This is a genomic window from Tamilnaduibacter salinus (assembly GCF_003096655.1).
GTDB classification, from domain to species: Bacteria; Pseudomonadota; Gammaproteobacteria; order Pseudomonadales; family Oleiphilaceae; genus Tamilnaduibacter; species Tamilnaduibacter salinus.
Window position 1 is genome coordinate 38242 of the sequence record NZ_QEKQ01000006.1, and the last position, 17594, is coordinate 55835.

The window sequence follows — 17594 nt, forward strand, 5'->3', positions numbered from 1 at the left end:
AGCGTCATGACAGGACCTTCACACACGCGGCTGCAACTCATCCCCATTGGCTCGGCCTGCGACATACCGCCGGAGCAATGGGACAGGTTCGCCAGTCGGGACAACCCATTCCTGCGTCATGCGTTCTTTCACGCGCTGGAAACCACGGGTTGCACAACGCGCGCAACGGGCTGGGAACCGGCGCATCTCTCTGTGGAACTGGACGGCGAGGCGGTGGGGCTGGTCCCCGCGTTCCGCAAGTACCACTCGATGGGCGAGTATGTCTTTGACTGGGCCTGGGCCGATGCCTGGCAGCGGTACGGGCTGCCCTACTATCCCAAGCTGCTGATGGCCGTGCCGTTCACCCCGTCCACTGGCCGGCGACTGCTGCTGAGCCCGGAGGCACGTGGCCGCATACAACCGGCTGCCCTGCATGATGCCCTGAACGACGTGGCACAGGAGCTGGGCTGCCACTCCTGGCACCTGCTCTTCCCCAACGCAGAGGATCAGCCGTTACTGGGGCGTGACACCGGCCTGCGGCGCATCGGCTGCCAGTTCCACTGGTTCAACCATGGCTATGACACCTTCGAGGACTTTCTTGCGACGCTGACATCCCGAAAACGCAAATCCATCCGCAAGGAGCGGCGCCGGATCGCCGAGCAGGGCATCACGTTCCAGCGATTTTCCGGTCACGATCTGCCGGACGACGCGTTGGAAGCGTTCTACCTCTTCTACTCGGCCACCTACCTGAAGCGCGGGCAGCGGCCCTATCTCAACCAGGCCTTCTTCCAGGCGCTACGCGCCAATCAACCCGAACAGCTCCATGTGGTCATGGCCGTCCGGGACGACCGGTACGTCGCCGCGGCCCTCTTTCTGGCAGGCGACACCACACTGTATGGACGTTACTGGGGCTGCCTGGAGGAATACGACCAGCTCCACTTCGAGACCTGCTACTACCAGGGCATCGACCTGGCCATCGACAAAGGACTGACCGGCTTCGACGCCGGTGCCCAGGGCGAGCACAAACTGGTACGCGGCTTCGAGCCGGTGATCACCCGTTCGTGGCACTGGGTGGCGCACGAGGGGTTCCGGGAGGCAGTGGAACGATTCACCGAGGAGGAAGCCGAGGATGTGCTGGCGTATCGGGACGCCGCGCTGGAGGCGTTGCCGTTCCGGAAAACGGAACCGTAATCACACAATCCCACCTTGATCCGGCCGAATCCGCGGGTTATTGTTTACCCCATATCAACCGAACAGAACGTCGTGATTTCATGCTGAACCGTCTTGTCCTCGTCATTGTGAACCTTGTCCTGGTGGTCGTGGTGCCATCCGGGGGTTTCTGCGTGGACGGACGATCGAACTGACAAGACGACGACACCGAACACGAGAAGCCCCCGGCACCGACAGGTCCCGGGGGCTTTTTTTTGCACCCGTTTTTTTCACCGAGACGTTTTTGACCAAAACACGGAGGAATCACAGTGAACGCCGCGCAGCATATTCTGGAGACGTTCCGGACTCACGGCATCGACACGGTCTTCGGCTACCCGGGCGGCTGCATCATGCCGCTCTACGATGCACTGGTGGAGAGTGACGTCCGGCATGTGCTGTGCCGTCACGAGCAGGCCTGCGCGCTGGCCGCCGGTGGCTACGCGCGGGCCAGCGGGCAGACGGGCGTCTGCATTGCCACCTCCGGCCCCGGCGCCACCAATCTGGTGACCGGCGTCGCCGATGCCCATCGCGATTCGATTCCACTGATCGTCATCACCGGTCAGGTGGCCAGCGGCATGATTGGCACCGACGCCTTCCAGGAAACCGATGTGCTGGGCATGGCGCTGGGTGTGGTCAAACACAGCTACCTGGTCACCAATCCGGACGATATCCCCGACGTCATGGCCGAGGCCTTCGAGCTGGCCCAGAGCGGACGCCCCGGCCCGGTCTGGATTGATGTGCCCAAAGACGTCCTGCTGAATCCCGTTACGACGCCAACAGCGTCTGGCGACGCCCCATCAGGCGACGCAGAGCAGACGCCGACAGATGTCTCCGGCATTCTCTCACGGCTTCGGCAGGCGGAACGTCCCCTGCTCTATAGCGGCGGCGGCATTCGCCTGGCGGGGGCGGAAACGGCATTCCGACGGTTCGCCTCGGCCTCCGGACTCCCTGGCGTTGTGACCCTCCACGGTACCGGCAACCCCGGCCGGGGCTGCCCGGACAATCTGGGCATGCTGGGCATGCACGGTTCCCGCGCCGCCAATGAGGCGGTGGAAGCCTGCGACCTGCTGCTCGTCGCCGGAGCACGCCTTGATGACCGCGCGACCGGACATCTGGACGGGTTCGCCCCGAATGCCGGGGTAATCCACCTGGATACGGACCGGGCGGAACATCATAAGCTGCGGACAGCGGACCTGGCTTCGGACGCGCCGCTGGCGCCGACACTCGACGCCTTGGCCGATGCACTCGAAGCCAGACCGCTGAATATTGAGCACTGGCGACAGCACTGCCGGGACCGGGCCAAGACCGCCGGCTTCCGGGCGGCCACCAACCACGAGCCGCTGGCCCCGATCACCGGTCCGGCGTTCGTTCGCCAGCTCTCCGAAACCCTGCCGCCCGAGGCCACCGTGGCCTGCGATGTGGGCCAGCACCAGATGTGGGTGGCCCAGTATTACGATTTCGACCACCCACGCCGGCACCTGACCAGCGGCGGGCTCGGTACCATGGGCTTTGGTCTGCCGGCCGCGATGGGCGCGCAGTTTGCCCGCCCGGATCAGCCGGTCGTGAATGTCACCGGCGATGGGTCGTTCATGATGAACGCGCAGGAACTGGCCACCATTCGCCGCTACCGGCTGCCGGTCAAGATCATCGTGATGGACAACCAGTGTCTCGGCATGGTGCGCCAGCAGCAGGAGTTGTTCTACGAAAGCCGGGAAAGCCAGATCGATCTGGACGACAACCCGGATTTCGCCGCGCTGGCGCGCGCCTTCGACATCCCCGCCCTGCACATTCGCCGCGCCGATCAGATGCGGCGCGGTATTGAGGCCCTGCTCGCCTTCGATGGGCCGATGCTGCTGCATGTGGCGATCGACCGGCAGGAGAACGTCTGGCCCATCGTCCGCCCCGGCGCGGCCAACCGAGACATGATGGATGCGCACAACCACCACGCTGACAAGGAGACCCTGGCATGACTGAGTTCGGCCACCAACACCGCTTTCACTGCATCATGCAGGACGAACCCGCGGCCATGGAACGACTCTGCCAGGTGGTGCGCGTGCGGGGTTTCCGGCTCGAGGCTTTGGCGATGGGGCGTGACGCCGGGCGGCTGACACTGGCGTTTACCGCCACCGGTCAACGGTCTCCGGCCATGCTGCAATCCCAGCTTGAGAAGCTGATTTCCGTGGAATCGGTGACCTGCGCCCCTCCTGAATCCGCCCGGCAAACGGCCTGACTCAGTTGATCGGTGGACTCACACGGGTCAGAGTGGTTTGCCGAAGGTCACTCAGCCGGTCACTGATGGCGACGGGATAGCTCGCTGGCGCCAGCCCCCGAAGAGCCTCCGGCAGGCGCGCGATGCGATGATGCGCCTCGGCAACCGCGCTTTCGAACGGTACGATGGCATCACTCAGGCGCTCACCACCGACCATCACGGGCAACAACAACGGCTGGCCGGGGGCGGATTCATCGCGGGCGGTGACAACATCGCCGATGTACTGCCCCTGCCGGTCACTCTCACGCCAGACCTGTTTCCGGCCCGGATAGGACGCCTTGCCCGGGGAGTTTTTGAGCCGGGGCTGACCATCGTACTCGGTCAGCTTGTAGGCCAGTTCCAGCGAAGGCGCATCGCTCGCTGCACCGAGTGCCGTCCCGACGCCGAAACCATCCAGCGGCGCCCTTTCCGACAGAAGCCGGTGAATCCGGTCCTCATCCAGGCCGCCGCTGGCGAGAATACGCACATGACGAAAGCCTGCGGCATCCAGTGCTTTCCGACATTGGCGGGCATCGGTGCCGAGGTCGCCGGAATCCAGACGAATCGCGCCGATGTCGACGTCCGGACAGGCCGTCATCCATCGGATCAGGTCCGCAACGGCACGCTCTGTGTCGTAGGTATCAACCAGCAGCGTGGTGCCGGGATACAGGTGGGCGTAGGCCCGGAACGCCGCCATCTCGTCATCGTGCGCCTGAACGAAGCTGTGGGCCATGGTGCCGCGGACGGGCATGTTGAAGTCCAGCCCGGCCTGAACGTGGCTGGTGCCGTCCAGCCCCGCCAGCCGGAATGCCCGCACGCCCCGCCAGGCCGCATCCAGCCCATGCATCCGCCGCATGCCGAAATCGATCACCGGTCGACCGGCCGCGGTCTGCTTGAGTCTCAGCGCCTTGGACGCCATTACCGTTTCGAGGTGGATGTAGTTCATAACGAGGCTTTCCAGAAGCTGGGCCTCGGCGATTGGGCCCTCGATTTCGAGGATGGGCTCCTGTGGGAACACAGGCGTGCCTTCCGCAAGCGCATGGATGGTGCCACTGAACCGGAACCGGGCCAGCCAGTCCAGAAACCAGGGCTGGAAGCGCTCCAGCGTCGCCAGCCGGCGGAGCTGGTCGTCGGAAAACCGTAGCCCCTCGATCAGCCGGACAACCTCCGTCTGACCACAGGCCAGCATGACATTGCGGTTCCTCGGCAGGGTGCGAAAGAACAGGCTGAACGCCGCCGTGCCGTTCATGGACTCGGCCTGATAGGCCTGCGCCATGGCCAGTTCGTAGAGATCCACCGTCAGAGACAGGTCCTGCTCGCCAATCATGCACGCTCCCTGAGCCAGTTCATGGTCGGAATCGTCCCGGTGAGGATACTCACACGATCCGTGCACCTGCATCTTTCAGTGTGCCGAGAACCCTGTTGGTCGCCTCTGGCTCGACCGCGCGTGTGGCGTCCGCAACCAGTTCCACGCCAAACCCTTCGCCCAGGGCGTCATCGACGGTGGCCTGCACGCAGACATCCAGCGCCAGACCAGCGATGCGTACCTGTTCCACGCCCAGCCGTCGGAGGTAGCCGGACAGCCCGGTGCCATCAAAGGCGGAATAATTGTCCTGATCAAAGGACGTGCCCTTGCTGACGCGCACGGCATCGTCCGGCAGATCCATCTCCTCGTGGAAGGCGGCACCGTGGCTGTCCTGAATACAGTGCACCGGCCAGGGGCCACCCCAGGACTCAAAGCTGCAGTGATCGACCGGATGCCAATCCCTGTATGCAATAATCGGCTCGCGGGCTTCCTCGGCCTCGGCAATCAGCCGGTTGATGGCTGGAAAGACCGCCTGACTGTCGGGTACAGACAGACTGCCTCCCTCGCAGAAATCATACTGAACATCCACCAGTAACAACGCGGTTTTCGGTGTTGCACTCATGCGCCACCTCCTTTTAACCGGATGTGTCTTTCATGATACGCCGGTAATCCGGTGTCATTCACCCCGGCAACCGACACACACGCCGAAGCCACGCGGATTACACGAACGTAAGCTTTTTCCTACAGGCCAGAGGGGCAGTCTCGGATTGGGCTGAGCCTGACGATCCGTACACTGATCATCAGCAGGGAGGCAATCGCAGGAAGCGATAACGGCCACAGGGAATGGGCCGCGCCAGAAGGAATCTGGCACTCAGGGACGATGGCTCGACGGACCGGGCTCGATAGGGACATGAGCGCCTGATGGACCAGGCAAAAGCCACGGATCGGGTGAACAGGGAGACGTTTACCCGCTTTCCGTGACTTCCCCCGGCAGGGCATGTGTTTCACATGCCCTCTTTTTTTGCCCCGCACACGCACTGAGCCCTTCGGATCGCAGCAGTCCGTCACTCCTGAGCCATCCATCAAGGAAAGACAACACAGGAGATCACTCATGACATCACTGATCCGCGCCATGCTGATCGTACTGGCTCTCGGCACCGCGCCTGCGATGGCCAACGAGGCCGCATCCGGGTCCGCGGCCGACGACACAACCGCCACTGAGGCCATCAACATCAATACGGCCGACGCGGCCACACTGGCCGAACACCTGGACGGCGTCGGTAGCGTCAAAGCAGAAGCGATTGTGTCCTTCCGTGAGGAGAACGGCCCCTTTGCGTCCGCCCAGGAGCTGACCAACGTTACGGGTATCGGCCCGAAAACCGTGGACGCCAATCAGGCGGGCATGGTCGCCCAATAAAAGAGAAAGGCCCGCCACCGTGGGGTGCGGGCCTTCTCCTGATCCATTCCGTGGTTCACTCGCCTTTGCGCTGGCGTTCGAGCATGTCCGGCTGAAGGATCTCAATCCAGTAGCCATCAGGGTCTTGGATGAACGCCAGTCCCTTCATCTTCCCGTCATCCGGTCGCTTGACGAACGGCACGCCAAGCGATTCAAACCGCTCAGCCGCCTGATAGACATCCGGCACGGCCACGCCAATATGGCCAAACCCCTGCGGCTCATCATTGCCATTGTGGTAGGCAAACGATTCGTCGTTCTCCGTCCCCCAGTTATGCGTCAGCTCCAACATCGCCTCGCGACCAAACGTGAACATCGTTCGATGCCCGTCGTCCGAAGGCACACTTTGCGCCTGACGATCGTCGAGGTACGCCAGAAAGTAGAGCGTGAACTGCATCTCCGGGAATTCGAGCTTACGGACCAGCCGCATCCCCATCACGCGGGTGTAGAAGTCCAGGCTGCGCTCCGGGTCCTTGATGCGCATCATGGTCTGATTGAACACGTACCCTTCCGTCGCGGGATCGGCATCCTCGCAAAGACCGGGGGCGTCCTCAAAGTGGCGAGTCATGAACAGGCTCCTGTGACGTGGGGTGGGTGATGACATCACGATATCGAGCGACAGTCAGTGCGCCGCTCAACTATGGCACGACGTTGGGATGAATCCCCTCATTTCAAGGCGGGCCCGTGCGCCACACCATCCCGACGTGCGGAAGCGCTGTGGTAGACTCCCGTCGTCTTTGACGGAGTGGATCACTCATGGAATTCCAGGCCCCGAACACACTGGCAGAACAAATCGCCAACTATCTGGCCGACCGCATCATGACCGGCGACATCGCCCCCGGTGCCCGCGTGCATGAAGCGACCATTGCCAGTGATCTGGATGTCAGCCGGGCTTCGGTAAAGGAAGCGCTGTACACGCTGGAGCGCTGGCATCTGGTGGACATCACCCCCCGCAAGGGCGCCACGGCCACCGTTATGGACGCCCACCATGCCTCCGAGCTCTATGATGTCTACATGCACCTGCTGATTATGCTCGCACGGCGGCTGTGTGAGCGCTGGGAAGAGCAAGATCGCGAATTACTTCTGGCGCGCATCCGTTCCGTGACCGATACGCTCCGCAACACGACCCCCGACATCAGCGCCGTGGTCCAGGCCAGCTTCGGCGTTATGGACATCAGTTGCGACGTGGTGAACAACCCGTATCTGACGGAGGCCCTGTCCAATTTCAAGCCGGCGGTCAGTCGTACCTTCTACTTCAGCGCTGATCGCTACCGGCAGGATCTGGACCGCACCAGTGCGTTCTTCACCCAACTGACCCAGGCGGTGCTGCGGCGCGACAAGGACGAGGCCGAGCGCCAGATTGTGCAGTTTGCGGAACACCAGAAGACACTGATTATCCACGCACTCGACAACAAGTGACCTGCTGACACGCCTTCGCCCTCACCTTCCCCTGGCGTGACCCTCATCACAGACGACAGGTTACCCCGCCCGTAACGTAACGGTATGTAACCATCGGAGACGGTACCGGTTGCCGCGACTCAACAAACCGATAACAACAACAGCTGACAGGGATCGAAGACATGAGACCGCTTCGGGTAACGGGCCTCGCCATCACACTGAGCCTGGTGCATGCACCAGCCATCGCGGACATTCGGGCACTGAATGACTCGGTCATGAGCGAGGTGACCGGTCAGTCAGGCGTCACCATCGAACTCCAGAGCCGCATCGACGTCGATCGAATCAGTTGGACCGATGAGGGGACCATCGGTATTGACAACCTCACCCTCTCCGACCCGGACGGCTCCCCACTTGATAATCTCAAGGCCACCATCGACATTGCCGGTGACGGCGAGGTGCTGACCCATGGCTTCTCGGAACTGGCCCGCCGGGGCGGTCAGGGGCTCATCGACGCCAATGATCCGGACGTTGCGGATGTGATCAGCCGTTACGATCAGGGGGGGACCTATGGTCGCCAGTACGGGAGTGGCGACGTGGCGATCCACATCGGTCCGACCGACAGTGGCGACGTCACGTCCATCGACGACTACCTGAACGCGGTCGACTTCGGGCTGACGATCGATGGCATCAACACCAACGGCTCCGAAGGCAGTGCCTCGATGTTTTCCGACATCAATCTGCAGGGCAACATCGGCCCGACGGATCTGGTGATCACCAACAATGGGAACGGCACCCGCACGTTGGCCAACGGAACGCAGGTGGGCGAGTCGGAGCTGCAGTTCAGCACGCACTTTGATGTTGATCAGGGCTCTCTGAACTGGGATGCCGCCGACGTAATCCTGCTGTTCAACTTCGCCGGTGTTCGCATTGAGGGCATGCAGATTCACAACCGCCGGGGCCAGGACACCACCGGTCACTTTGGCATGGCCTACGCCCAGGCCAACGTCGCACGGGGCATCAGTGCGGCGACCGGGAAGGAGGGGCTCTCCCTGCATGATGTGGAATTCCGCGCCGACATCGACATGCCCACATTCAAGATTGGCGGGACCAGCATCGGTTCGGTCCAGTTCACCGACTTTGTGATCAAGAACACCAACGCTGTCGTCTACGGGCATCAATAGGCGATTCCGGCCAACATTATTACCAGAACGCCAGATCACTTGCCCTCGCCCCCATGGGTCACAGTAAACTGCTGCCGCTTTGACTGCGGAGTGGCCCATGGCCCATTACCCTGATGTGTCTCAACAGCCGGACACCTCGGCCAGACGGCTGGCCGGTTTTCTTTCCCTGTTCCTTCTGCTGAGTGGCCTGGGCACCTGGGCAATCTACGACCGGTTTGCGGGCCGGGACGTCCGCTTTGACGAGCGTCTGCTCGCCCCGGAGACTCTACTGGCCGCGCTGGGGCTGCTGTTGGTCTATTTCCTGGCAGACGGCCTGCGCCTGCACTTCACGCTGCGAGCCCTCGGTCACCATCTGGCCTTCCGGCCGATATTCCGGCTGGTGTTCATCAATATTTTCTTTTCCAACGTGACGCCATTGGCCACCGGTGGCGGTTTTGCACAGATCTGGTACCTGCACAAACGTGGCGTGCCCATCGGTACCGCGACCGCCGCCACCACCATCCGGACGATACTGGCCATCCTGTTCATTTTTTCGGTCACGCCCGTCTGTCTGCTGTGGCTGGATGCCCTGCAGGGTCGCCCGGTCGTCGACAGGCTGTCCGGGCTGCTTGCGCTGCTGATATTGCTGTATCTGGCCTTCTTTCTGGTGGTGTTGTTCCGGACCCGATGGCTTTCGCCGTTACTGACCGCCGTGGTCAATGGCCTGCATCGGCTGCACCTGATCAGCGACGCCCGCGCGCATCGCTGGCAATTCAAGCTTCGGCGCGAACTGCTGCGCTTCGCCCGCAGTTTCTCGACGTATCTCAGGGGCGACTGGCGTTTCGTACTACTCTCAATCGCCTTGACGCTGGTGTTCCTGATCAGCCTGTTCAGTTTCCCGGCACTGTTGATGTGGGCGCTCGGTTATTCGGTGGACTACGTGACCGTGCTGGGTCTGCTGTTCGTGACCACCTTCATCATGTATTTCGCCCCCACCCCCGGCGCCTCCGGTATCTCCGAGGGGGTCTTTGGCAGCTTTTTCAGCCCCCTGCTCGGCTCGACGCACCTGGTGCTCGTGACTGTGGCCTGGCGGTTCCTGACCATCTACCTGGGCATGCTGATTGGCCTGATCGTTACCCAGTTTGAAGTGACCCGACGAGGACGCTCATGATCCAGCGCCGGTCCCTGAAAGCGCTTTACTACCTCTGCCTGCTCGCGGTTGCTGGCCTGCTGGGCTACAAGGTCTACCTGAATTTCTTCGAGCCGGAGTTCGAGGCGGTGCACGCGGAACAGGTGGAGCGCCTGCACAGCGCTTTGGAGGGCAAAACATCGTTCCGGTTCGCCGTTGTCGGGAACATCAACAACTCAATCGGGGTGTTTGAACGCCGCATTGTCCCCATGCTCAATTCGACTGACCCGGCGTTCGTCGTCTCCCCCGGCAATGCGGTGAGCAGCGGTGGAGAAGACAAGTACCGGGCTATCCACGGGTCACTCGGCTATCTGGACATGCCCTATCTGCTGACCTTCGGTGACAACGAATTCAGCAACTTCGGCAGCTTCCGGTTCTACAAGCACTTCGGACCGCATTTCTGGACGGTGCAGGTGGCCAACAGCCGCCTGATCTTTCTCGACTCAACCGGCAAGACACCCTACCGCTGGCAGCTGCGCTGGCTCGGCGACCTGCTGCGCAGCGACACCAGCAAACATACGTTCGTGTTCCTCGGACACCCACTACGCAAACCGGACGCCGACCCCCTCTTCGACTACGAGGACAACGATCTCAAGCCGGACGCGTTCCGCCAGGCACTGATCGAGCAGTTCGAAGCTCACCAGGTGGACGTCGTTTTCTCCGCGAACCTGCCCCTTTACGACAGCCAGACGGTGAACGGGGTACGGTACATCACCACCGGGGGTGGCGGCGGCCTGGTCATGAACAACGACACGAGCTTCTATCACTACCTGACCGTCACCGTAACCCCGGAAGACATCGGGCTTGAGCTGCACAAACTCGACATTGGCCAGCAACCGATTCTGAAAACGCTTGAGAGCCTGTGGTTCTTTGTCCACTCCCTGTTCTTCGTGGGCTATCTGAACTTCATCCTGATTCTGTGTTTCTTTATCGCCCTCGCGATCCGGCTTCACGCGCTGGTTTTCGTTGACCGCGATTATTACCCGGACTTTGATCTGGACCCCTCGCCCTGGCAGCAACGGACCCTGCGCATCGCCCAGTTCACCAATAACTATCTGCCGTTCATTGGCGGTGTGCCGTTGTCGATTGACCGGCTGCACCGCGGTCTGAAACAGGCCGGAGACAAGGTCCGGATCGTCGCACCGCGATACCGTGACCAGCCGCAGCCGGAGGAGGAGCCGGACGTGATACGGGTCCCCTCCATCCTCGCCATGGGCGAGAATCGCGAGTTCCGACTGGCCAATATTTTTCTGCGTCGCATTCGTCGGCAGATCAAGGACGTCAATCCAGACCTGATCCACGTGCATCACCCCTTCTGGCTCGGGTCACTGGGGTTGTGGATCGCAAAGATCATGCGGGTACCGGTCGTCTACACCTATCACACCCGGCTGGAACACTACGCGCACTTTGTCCCCCTGCCGGGCCGGCTGTTCCGGAATCTGATTTCCCATGCCCTGATCAAGCGCTTCGCCAATCGCTGCGACGGGGTCATTGTGCCGACCTATTCGGCCGAGGAATACCTGCGCATGATCGGGGTCAAGAGCCTGACGTTCGTTCAGCCGACCGGCATCGAGTACGACCGGTTCCGGGCGGTTTCCCATTCGGCGGTGGAATCGCTCCGGCAGGAACTGGGTATCGGCGATGAACATGTATTTGTCAGCGTGTCCCGTCTGTCGACCGAGAAGAACATTGATTTCATGATCGATGCCATCGCCAGCCTTCGGGAAAAGACCGACCATCGGTTCCGCTTCCTGATGATTGGCGAGGGACACGAACACGCCCGGCTGGCCGAGCGTATCCGCGACAAAGGGATTGAGGGCTGCTTCACGCTCGTCGGTGCCGTACCACCGGACCGGATGCCCGTGTACTACTCACTGGGCGACTCATTCCTGTTCGCCTCAAAGTCCGAGACTCAGGGCATGGTCATCCTGGAGGCTATGGCGGCCGGTCTGCCGGTGGTGGCCGTGCGCTCCAGCGGTATCGATGATGTGGTGCGTGACGGCTATAACGGCTTCAAGACACCGGAGAAGATTGGTCCATGGCGGGACTCGGCACTGCGATTGATGTCGGACGAGCCGCTGCATCAGACGCTGTCGGCAAACGCGCTGTCGTTCTCGAAAGACTTCTCGGTGGACCACTTTGCGCGGGATGTGCACGGTATCTATGCTGAAGTACTCGCGGATTTCCACAAGAAGAAAACGGATTCAGACCACGATTCGTAAATAGGGTGAGACGCGTCAGGCAAGTATTGACAGGCCTTGACCAGCACCACGACCCCCGAGGACATCAAATGAGCGAAATACCCGTCGGCATCAGCGCCTGTCTTCTGGGCGCCCAAGTCCGCCATGATGGCGGTCACAAGCATTCCCGGTTCTGTACCGGCATTCTGGCGAAGCATTTTTCCTTCAAGTCGGTCTGCCCGGAACTGGAAGCCGGCCTAGGCGTTCCCCGCCCGACCATCCATCTGCGCCAGTACGACGATGGTCTGCGTCTGACGGAAACGAAGAACGGGACCGACCACACCCAGCGGATGCGTGACTGGATCACCGGCATCATGCCCGAGCTGGCGCACCTGCGCGGCTACATCCTGATGGCCAAGTCGCCCAGTTGTGGCATGGAACGAATCAAGGTGCATAACCCGGAGGGCAACGTCATTGCCCGGGACGGCCGCGGCCTGTTTGCCGACGCCCTGATCCAGGCGTTTCCGGATATGCCGGTCGAGGAGGAAGGCCGCCTGAATGACGCCCGGCTTCGGGAGAACTTCATCGAGCGGGTTTACGCCTACGACGACTGGATGACCCTGCGGGAAAACGGCCTGACCCGCGGCGGGCTCGTGGACTTCCACACCCGGCACAAGTTTCAGTTACTGGCCCACGACGAGCCGACCTATCGCCGGTTGGGCCCGATGATCGGTGACCTGAAATCCGCACCGCTGGAGGACATCGCCGACGAGTACATCCGCGAGTTCATGGCCGCCATGAGCCAGAAGATCAAGCCCGGCGCCCACGTGAACGTCATGCAGCACATGATGGGCTTCCTGCGCGATGCGTTGTCGGACGCGGACCGGCAGATGCTGATGGAACAGATTGAAGCCTACCGCCGCGAGGAAGTGCCCCTGGTCGTCCCGATGACGCTGCTGCGCATGGCCCAGCGCCGCGAACCGGTCGACTACCTGGAGAAACAGCAGTACCTCACGCCGTACCCGGACGAGCTGGGATTGCGCAACCAGGTCTGATCACCAGAAGCACGACGTATTTTGGACGGCCATCGGATCGGGTCCACCCTGAATCCAAACCCGGTGGCGCTGTTTCCGGTGCTACAGAAGCGACGTTCGATCCAACAGACTCCCAGTCAGGATGCCCGCTCGGCCTGCCGGCGGCGCTCCCGCCGCTTCTCAGCCTTGCGGGCTTCGATGACAGCGCCGGCGTCCCCGCCGACGTGGACCTCGCCCCGCTCCCGCGCCAGGCGGATCTGCTTCTCCCGCTCGGCAAAGCGGGCTTTCTGCTCCGGCGAGTGTTCGTCCACACACTGATGGCAACTCACACCCTGCTCGTACTCCGGCCGCCCTTTGTCGTCCTCGGTAATCGGGCGACGACAGGCGTGGCACTGGTCGTAGCCACCCCGCTCCAGCCGGTGATTGACCGTGACCCGATCATCGAACACAAAGCACTCGCCCCGCCAGCGGCTTTCAGACTCGGGAACATGCTCCAGATAATTCAGGATGCCGCCCCTGAGGTGATAGACCTCGTCAAAGCCCTTCTCACGCAGCAGCGCGGTGGACTTCTCGCAGCGGATACCGCCGGTGCAGAACATGGCGACCTTGCGGTGCTGGTTCGGGTCCAGAGCCTGATCCACGTACTCCGGGAATTCCCGAAAGGTGTCCGTGGACGGGTTCACCGCGTTCTCGAAGGTGCCGACTTCGACTTCGTACTGATTGCGGGTGTCGATGACGAGCACTTCCGGATCGGCAAGAAGCCGATTCCACTCGTCTGGTTCGACGTACGTGCCGGCAGAATGGTTCGGATCGATGTCCTCGACGCCCATGGTCACGATCTCTTTCTTGAGCTTCACCTTGGTGCGCTTGAAGGGCTGAATATCCGCCAGCGATTCCTTGTAGTCGATACCGTCAAACCGGGCATCCCGGGCGAGCCATTGCTGGATGGCATCAATACCCTCGCGGGAACCGGCAATGGTACCGTTGATGCCTTCATGGGCGAGCAGCAGGGTGCCGCGCACGCCGTTCTCCTGCATCCGATCCAGCAGCGGCTGTCGCAGCTGTTCAAAGTCGTCCAGCGCCGTAAACCGGTACAGCGCGCATACCACGATCTCATTCATCGTTTTGTCTCCTGCGGGCCGGATCGTCAATCCGGAGCAAGGTGTGTGTCCGACGGGACGGGGACCTGAGCCGCCGCCCCGAAAAGAGCGCAGAGTTTAACCAACGCCCGTAACAAACGAAAGTCAGGGAATGGCGTTGCTTCTCATTCAGTTCCTGTCATTCAGTTCGCGTTCCACAACCGCCTGGAGCTGGGACCAGCCCGGCCGACTCAACGGAATGTTGTCGACGTAGACCGTCGGTGTGCTCGACACCTGAAGCTGGCGTGCCAGCCCAACACTCTCATCGATGGTTTCCGCATGGAGCCGTGTCTCCATGCAGCGACGGAAGCGACGCTCATCAAGCCCCATCTCGCCGGCATAGCGTGTAAAGGTGCCCTGGGGATCGGCATTGGTGTCCCACTCGCCCTGCTGCTCGAACAGGCGCTCATGCATGGGCCAATAGGCCGACTGATCACCGGCACAGCGAGCGGCCATCGCCGCCGGACGCGCGTTGTCGTGCATACGCAGAGGCAGATCGAAGAAAACAAACCGGACCTGCCCACTCTCCACATACTGCTCACGCAGCTCATGGGTGGCCGGGGCGAACCGGGCGCAGGCGGGGCACTGGTAATCCGCGAATTCCCGGACGACCACGGGGGCCTCCGGATCGCCGATTGAGACACCCACCTCATCGCGCGCGGCCGGAAACGCCGGCGTGTCGTCACTGACATCCGGTAACGCCGTGGACGTGGGTTCCGGTGGTTGCATCAGCCACCAGAGACCGGAGCCGACCACAATGACCACACCGAGCACAAGCAGCCCGATGCCCCAGCCTTTACCGGATCCGGACCGGGTCGGACCCTGACCTTTCGCCTGACGTCGTTTTGCCTCACCCAAGAGACACCTCCTTTGTTATCTGAACGAACGCTGTAATGCAGCCAATAGCACCCGCCATCATAGCGTACTGATGCGTTTCGACCGGTCCGCAGGGGAAGGTTCCCCTGCCAACGAAATTTCCGTATTGTTTCAAAGGCCTGTTGATGGACTGTAGGAGTTTCCATGCCGCTACCGAAGACGCTCCGGAATCAGCTCGACATTCCGGTCATTGCCGCCCCCATGTTCCTGATCTCCGGCCCGGAAATGGCGCTGGCCTGCTGCCGACAAGGCATCGTCGGAAGCTTTCCGGCGCTCAATGAGCGCACCAGTGACGGCTTTGAGCAGTGGCTGATCCGGATGAACAACGGACTCGACGAGACGAAACAGGCACAGCCGGAGCGCACGGTCGCGCCGTACGCGGTGAACCTGATCGTCCACCGGACCAACCCACGCTGGGAAGCGGATCTGGAACTGTGCGTGACGCACAAAGTGCCGATCGTGATCACCTCACTCGGCGCGGCAAGCCGAGTCGTCGAGGCGGTTCACAGCTACGGCGGCCTGGTGTTTCACGACGTCACCAACCATAAGCACGCCCGCAAGGCGGCAGAGGCAGGAGTGGACGGCATCATTGCAGTCACCGCCGGCGCCGGTGGCCACGCCGGCACGACCAACCCGTTTGTGCTGGTGGAGGAAATCCGCGACGTATTCGACGGCACCATCATTCTGGCCGGTTGCCTCTCACGGGGCAGCGATGTGCTGGCCGCTCAGGCCATGGGCGCCGATTTGGCCTACATGGGCACGCGTTTTATCAACACCGAAGAATCCCAGGCGGACGCGGCCTACCGGAACATGATTCTGGAGGCCGTCTCGGATGACATCATCCATACGCCTGCCGTGTCCGGCGTGCCGGCCAACTTCATGCGCCAGAGCCTGGAGGCCGCCGGTTATCCGATGGACCGCCTCAATGAGGCCGGCAACATCGACTATGGCCAGAAACTCAAGCCCATGGACGATGAGGCCAAGGCCTGGAAAACCGTCTGGTCCGCCGGCCAGGGCGTCAGCCGTATTCACGATGTTCTGCCCGTCAAAACGCTGGTCGACCAGTTGAAGGACGAGTACCGGACCGCCCAGGCCCGACTGGCTCCCTAAAAATCCTCCCCGGTCATCTGCCGGAGCTGCTGGTGCAGGCGATTGACCTCCTGACGCAGGGACCGGACGTCGTCCAGCAGGTCCAGCGATACCGCCAGGCCAGGGACGTTCAGCTTCAGGTCGCGCTGAAGTCGACGGGCTTTCTGCAGCCGGGTCAGTGCGACGGCATCAAAACGCCAGTCGCCGAGTTGCCCCTCTTCCACCGGCGCAATCACCCCGTAGTTGACCAGCTTGACCACAAACTCGGCGTGAACGTCGGAGCGCTCGCACAGCTCCCGGAGTGTGAAAACCGCCCGGTCGCCGAGGACTTCAACCTGCCATGTTGTCTGCTCGCGTCTCATGATGCGGCCTCCCTGGCGCCGTGCAGGTGACGTCGTGGATCAAAGGACTGCTCGACTTCCGACAGCTCCCGATAGAGTGCCTCGGCCCGTTCCGAATGCTGCTTCGGCATCGCGACCTGCAACGTGACGATGAGGTCGCCGGGCGGCTTGCCGGGCATACCTTTGCCTTTCAGTCGTAACTTCTGGCCACCCGTCGCCCCCTTGGGCACTTTCAGTCGCAGTCGGCCACCAAGGGCCGGCACTTCCACCGACGTGCCCAGCGCGGCCTCCCACGGCGCCACCGGCAGGGTCATCAGCAAGTGGCGATCCTCGACCGTGAACAACGGATGGGGCGCCAGATCCACTTCGATGAAGAGATCGCCCGGGTCGCCGCCGCCGAAGCCCGGCGAGCCCTGCCCCTTCAGTCGCAGGGACTGGCCTTGGCGCATGCCGGCCGGGATCGTCACTTTCAGGCTCTTGTTGCGGCGCCGGGGCACGCCCTGGTCGTCCGGCTCGGTCACCTCGAACCGGAGAGTCTTCTGACAGCCCTCGTAGGCTTCCTCCAACAACAAGGCCAGCCGGGCATGAACATCCTCACCCCGCATGCGCATGGATTGTCCGAAGCCACCAAACCCACCGGTTCGACGACCGCCCCCGAAAATGGACTCGAAGAAATCACTGAACTGCGCTGAATCGGCGTCCGTAAACCCGCCACCACCGAAGGATGACGCGCTCTCCCAGCCGGGCGGCGGTTCGTACTGGCCACCATGCTGGGCGCCGTACTGACGGATCTGGTCGTATTCCGCGCGCTTTTCCGGATCTTTCAGCACTTCGTACGCTTCGCCGACTTCCTTGAACCGGTCAGCGGCGCCCTCCTCCTGACTGACGTCCGGATGGTACCTGCGCGCCAGCTTGCGATAGGCTTTCTTGATCTCCTCGGGCGAGGCGTTTTCATCCACCCCGAGGACCTGATAGTAATCCTTGAATTCCATG

Annotated in this window: 17 protein-coding genes; 10 read left to right on the top strand and 7 right to left on the bottom strand. The window is 62.0% G+C overall.

Features of this window, described 5'->3' with window-relative positions:
* The first annotated feature begins 6 nt into the window (after positions 1-6).
* The 3 genes from C8D92_RS09860 to C8D92_RS09870 all read left to right on the top strand — a co-directional run bounded on the left by C8D92_RS09860 (position 7) and on the right by C8D92_RS09870 (position 3418).
* A complete protein-coding gene (locus tag C8D92_RS09860; RefSeq protein ID WP_095611146.1) occupies positions 7-1170 on the top strand; it encodes a GNAT family N-acetyltransferase in 1164 nt (387 codons plus the stop codon).
* Between the two features lie 287 nt (positions 1171-1457).
* Positions 1458-3158, top strand: coding sequence for an acetolactate synthase 2 catalytic subunit (ilvG, locus tag C8D92_RS09865; protein WP_116919274.1), 1701 nt, complete (start codon positions 1458-1460; stop codon positions 3156-3158).
* Positions 3155-3418 (top strand): ACT domain-containing protein, encoded by a 264-nt coding sequence (locus C8D92_RS09870; protein ID WP_243402419.1) that lies wholly within the window; start codon positions 3155-3157, stop codon positions 3416-3418. The genes ilvG and C8D92_RS09870 overlap by 4 nt, the downstream gene beginning before the upstream one ends.
* 1 nt (position 3419) lies before the next feature.
* On the opposite strand, the gene C8D92_RS09875 is transcribed toward C8D92_RS09870, so the two are convergent.
* Positions 3420-4763 (bottom strand): nicotinate phosphoribosyltransferase, encoded by a 1344-nt coding sequence (locus tag C8D92_RS09875; RefSeq protein ID WP_116919275.1) that lies wholly within the window; start codon positions 4761-4763, stop codon positions 3420-3422.
* 49 nt (positions 4764-4812) lie between these two features.
* Entirely contained in the window at positions 4813-5364 is a 552-nt protein-coding gene (locus C8D92_RS09880) for an isochorismatase family protein (protein WP_116919276.1), read from the bottom strand.
* A 489-nt stretch (positions 5365-5853) separates the two neighbouring features.
* On the opposite strand from C8D92_RS09880, the gene C8D92_RS09885 reads away from it, so the two are divergent.
* Positions 5854-6159, top strand: coding sequence for a ComEA family DNA-binding protein (locus C8D92_RS09885; RefSeq protein ID WP_116919277.1), 306 nt, complete (start codon positions 5854-5856; stop codon positions 6157-6159).
* Between the two features lie 55 nt (positions 6160-6214).
* Here C8D92_RS09885 and gloA read toward each other — a convergent pair whose 3' ends face one another.
* A complete protein-coding gene (gloA, locus tag C8D92_RS09890) occupies positions 6215-6763 on the bottom strand; it encodes a lactoylglutathione lyase (protein WP_116919278.1) in 549 nt (182 codons plus the stop codon).
* Between the two features lie 188 nt (positions 6764-6951).
* Between gloA and C8D92_RS09895 the strand changes: the two genes are divergently transcribed.
* The 5 genes from C8D92_RS09895 (at position 6952) to C8D92_RS09915 (ending at position 13177) form a co-directional block, all read left to right on the top strand.
* On the top strand, positions 6952-7614 hold the full coding sequence (locus tag C8D92_RS09895) for a GntR family transcriptional regulator (RefSeq protein WP_095611152.1): 663 nt from the start codon (positions 6952-6954) through the stop codon (positions 7612-7614).
* 161 nt (positions 7615-7775) lie between these two features.
* Positions 7776-8774 (top strand): DUF6160 family protein, encoded by a 999-nt coding sequence (locus tag C8D92_RS09900; protein ID WP_116919279.1) that lies wholly within the window; start codon positions 7776-7778, stop codon positions 8772-8774.
* A 97-nt stretch (positions 8775-8871) separates the two neighbouring features.
* On the top strand, positions 8872-9924 hold the full coding sequence (locus C8D92_RS09905; protein WP_116919280.1) for a lysylphosphatidylglycerol synthase transmembrane domain-containing protein: 1053 nt from the start codon (positions 8872-8874) through the stop codon (positions 9922-9924).
* Positions 9921-12164: a glycosyltransferase gene (locus tag C8D92_RS09910; RefSeq protein WP_116919281.1), complete on the top strand. Its 2244-nt coding sequence runs from the start codon at positions 9921-9923 to the stop codon at positions 12162-12164. Before C8D92_RS09905 ends, C8D92_RS09910 begins: the two co-directional genes overlap by 4 nt.
* Positions 12165-12232: 68 nt before the next feature.
* Positions 12233-13177 carry a YbgA family protein gene (locus tag C8D92_RS09915; RefSeq protein WP_095611156.1) on the top strand — a complete coding sequence of 315 codons (945 nt, stop codon included), beginning with the start codon at positions 12233-12235 and terminating at the stop codon, positions 13175-13177.
* Between the two features lie 116 nt (positions 13178-13293).
* On the opposite strand, the gene trhO is transcribed toward C8D92_RS09915, so the two are convergent.
* Together trhO and C8D92_RS09925 are read right to left on the bottom strand one after the other, a co-directional pair.
* Positions 13294-14277 carry an oxygen-dependent tRNA uridine(34) hydroxylase TrhO gene (gene trhO, locus C8D92_RS09920; protein ID WP_095611157.1) on the bottom strand — a complete coding sequence of 328 codons (984 nt, stop codon included), beginning with the start codon at positions 14275-14277 and terminating at the stop codon, positions 13294-13296.
* 147 nt (positions 14278-14424) lie between these two features.
* Positions 14425-15153 (bottom strand): DsbA family protein, encoded by a 729-nt coding sequence (locus C8D92_RS09925; protein ID WP_207775159.1) that lies wholly within the window; start codon positions 15151-15153, stop codon positions 14425-14427.
* Between the two features lie 162 nt (positions 15154-15315).
* Between C8D92_RS09925 and C8D92_RS09930 the strand changes: the two genes are divergently transcribed.
* Entirely contained in the window at positions 15316-16281 is a 966-nt protein-coding gene (locus C8D92_RS09930) for an NAD(P)H-dependent flavin oxidoreductase (protein WP_116919282.1), read from the top strand.
* Here C8D92_RS09930 and C8D92_RS09935 read toward each other — a convergent pair.
* Both C8D92_RS09935 and C8D92_RS09940 read right to left on the bottom strand, forming a co-directional pair.
* A complete protein-coding gene (locus C8D92_RS09935; RefSeq protein WP_116919283.1) occupies positions 16278-16622 on the bottom strand; it encodes a chaperone modulator CbpM in 345 nt (114 codons plus the stop codon). The two genes, C8D92_RS09930 and C8D92_RS09935, sit on opposite strands and share 4 nt — an antisense overlap.
* Positions 16619-17593 carry a DnaJ C-terminal domain-containing protein gene (locus C8D92_RS09940; RefSeq protein WP_095611182.1) on the bottom strand — a complete coding sequence of 325 codons (975 nt, stop codon included), beginning with the start codon at positions 17591-17593 and terminating at the stop codon, positions 16619-16621. Before C8D92_RS09940 ends, C8D92_RS09935 begins: the two co-directional genes overlap by 4 nt.
* Position 17594: the final 1 nt, after the last annotated feature.

Coding starts and splice junctions, on each gene's coding strand:
- C8D92_RS09860 (WP_095611146.1), top strand. CDS start 7: ATGACAGGACCTTCACACACGCGGCTGCAACTCATCCCCATTGGCTCG.
- C8D92_RS09870 (WP_243402419.1), top strand. CDS start 3,155: ATGACTGAGTTCGGCCACCAACACCGCTTTCACTGCATCATGCAGGAC.
- C8D92_RS09875 (WP_116919275.1), bottom strand. CDS start 4,763: ATGATTGGCGAGCAGGACCTGTCTCTGACGGTGGATCTCTACGAACTG.
- C8D92_RS09880 (WP_116919276.1), bottom strand. CDS start 5,364: ATGAGTGCAACACCGAAAACCGCGTTGTTACTGGTGGATGTTCAGTAT.
- C8D92_RS09885 (WP_116919277.1), top strand. CDS start 5,854: ATGACATCACTGATCCGCGCCATGCTGATCGTACTGGCTCTCGGCACC.
- gloA (WP_116919278.1), bottom strand. CDS start 6,763: ATGACTCGCCACTTTGAGGACGCCCCCGGTCTTTGCGAGGATGCCGAT.
- C8D92_RS09895 (WP_095611152.1), top strand. CDS start 6,952: ATGGAATTCCAGGCCCCGAACACACTGGCAGAACAAATCGCCAACTAT.
- C8D92_RS09900 (WP_116919279.1), top strand. CDS start 7,776: ATGAGACCGCTTCGGGTAACGGGCCTCGCCATCACACTGAGCCTGGTG.
- C8D92_RS09905 (WP_116919280.1), top strand. CDS start 8,872: ATGGCCCATTACCCTGATGTGTCTCAACAGCCGGACACCTCGGCCAGA.
- C8D92_RS09910 (WP_116919281.1), top strand. CDS start 9,921: ATGATCCAGCGCCGGTCCCTGAAAGCGCTTTACTACCTCTGCCTGCTC.
- C8D92_RS09915 (WP_095611156.1), top strand. CDS start 12,233: ATGAGCGAAATACCCGTCGGCATCAGCGCCTGTCTTCTGGGCGCCCAA.
- trhO (WP_095611157.1), bottom strand. CDS start 14,277: ATGAATGAGATCGTGGTATGCGCGCTGTACCGGTTTACGGCGCTGGAC.
- C8D92_RS09930 (WP_116919282.1), top strand. CDS start 15,316: ATGCCGCTACCGAAGACGCTCCGGAATCAGCTCGACATTCCGGTCATT.
- C8D92_RS09935 (WP_116919283.1), bottom strand. CDS start 16,622: ATGAGACGCGAGCAGACAACATGGCAGGTTGAAGTCCTCGGCGACCGG.
- C8D92_RS09940 (WP_095611182.1), bottom strand. CDS start 17,593: ATGGAATTCAAGGATTACTATCAGGTCCTCGGGGTGGATGAAAACGCC.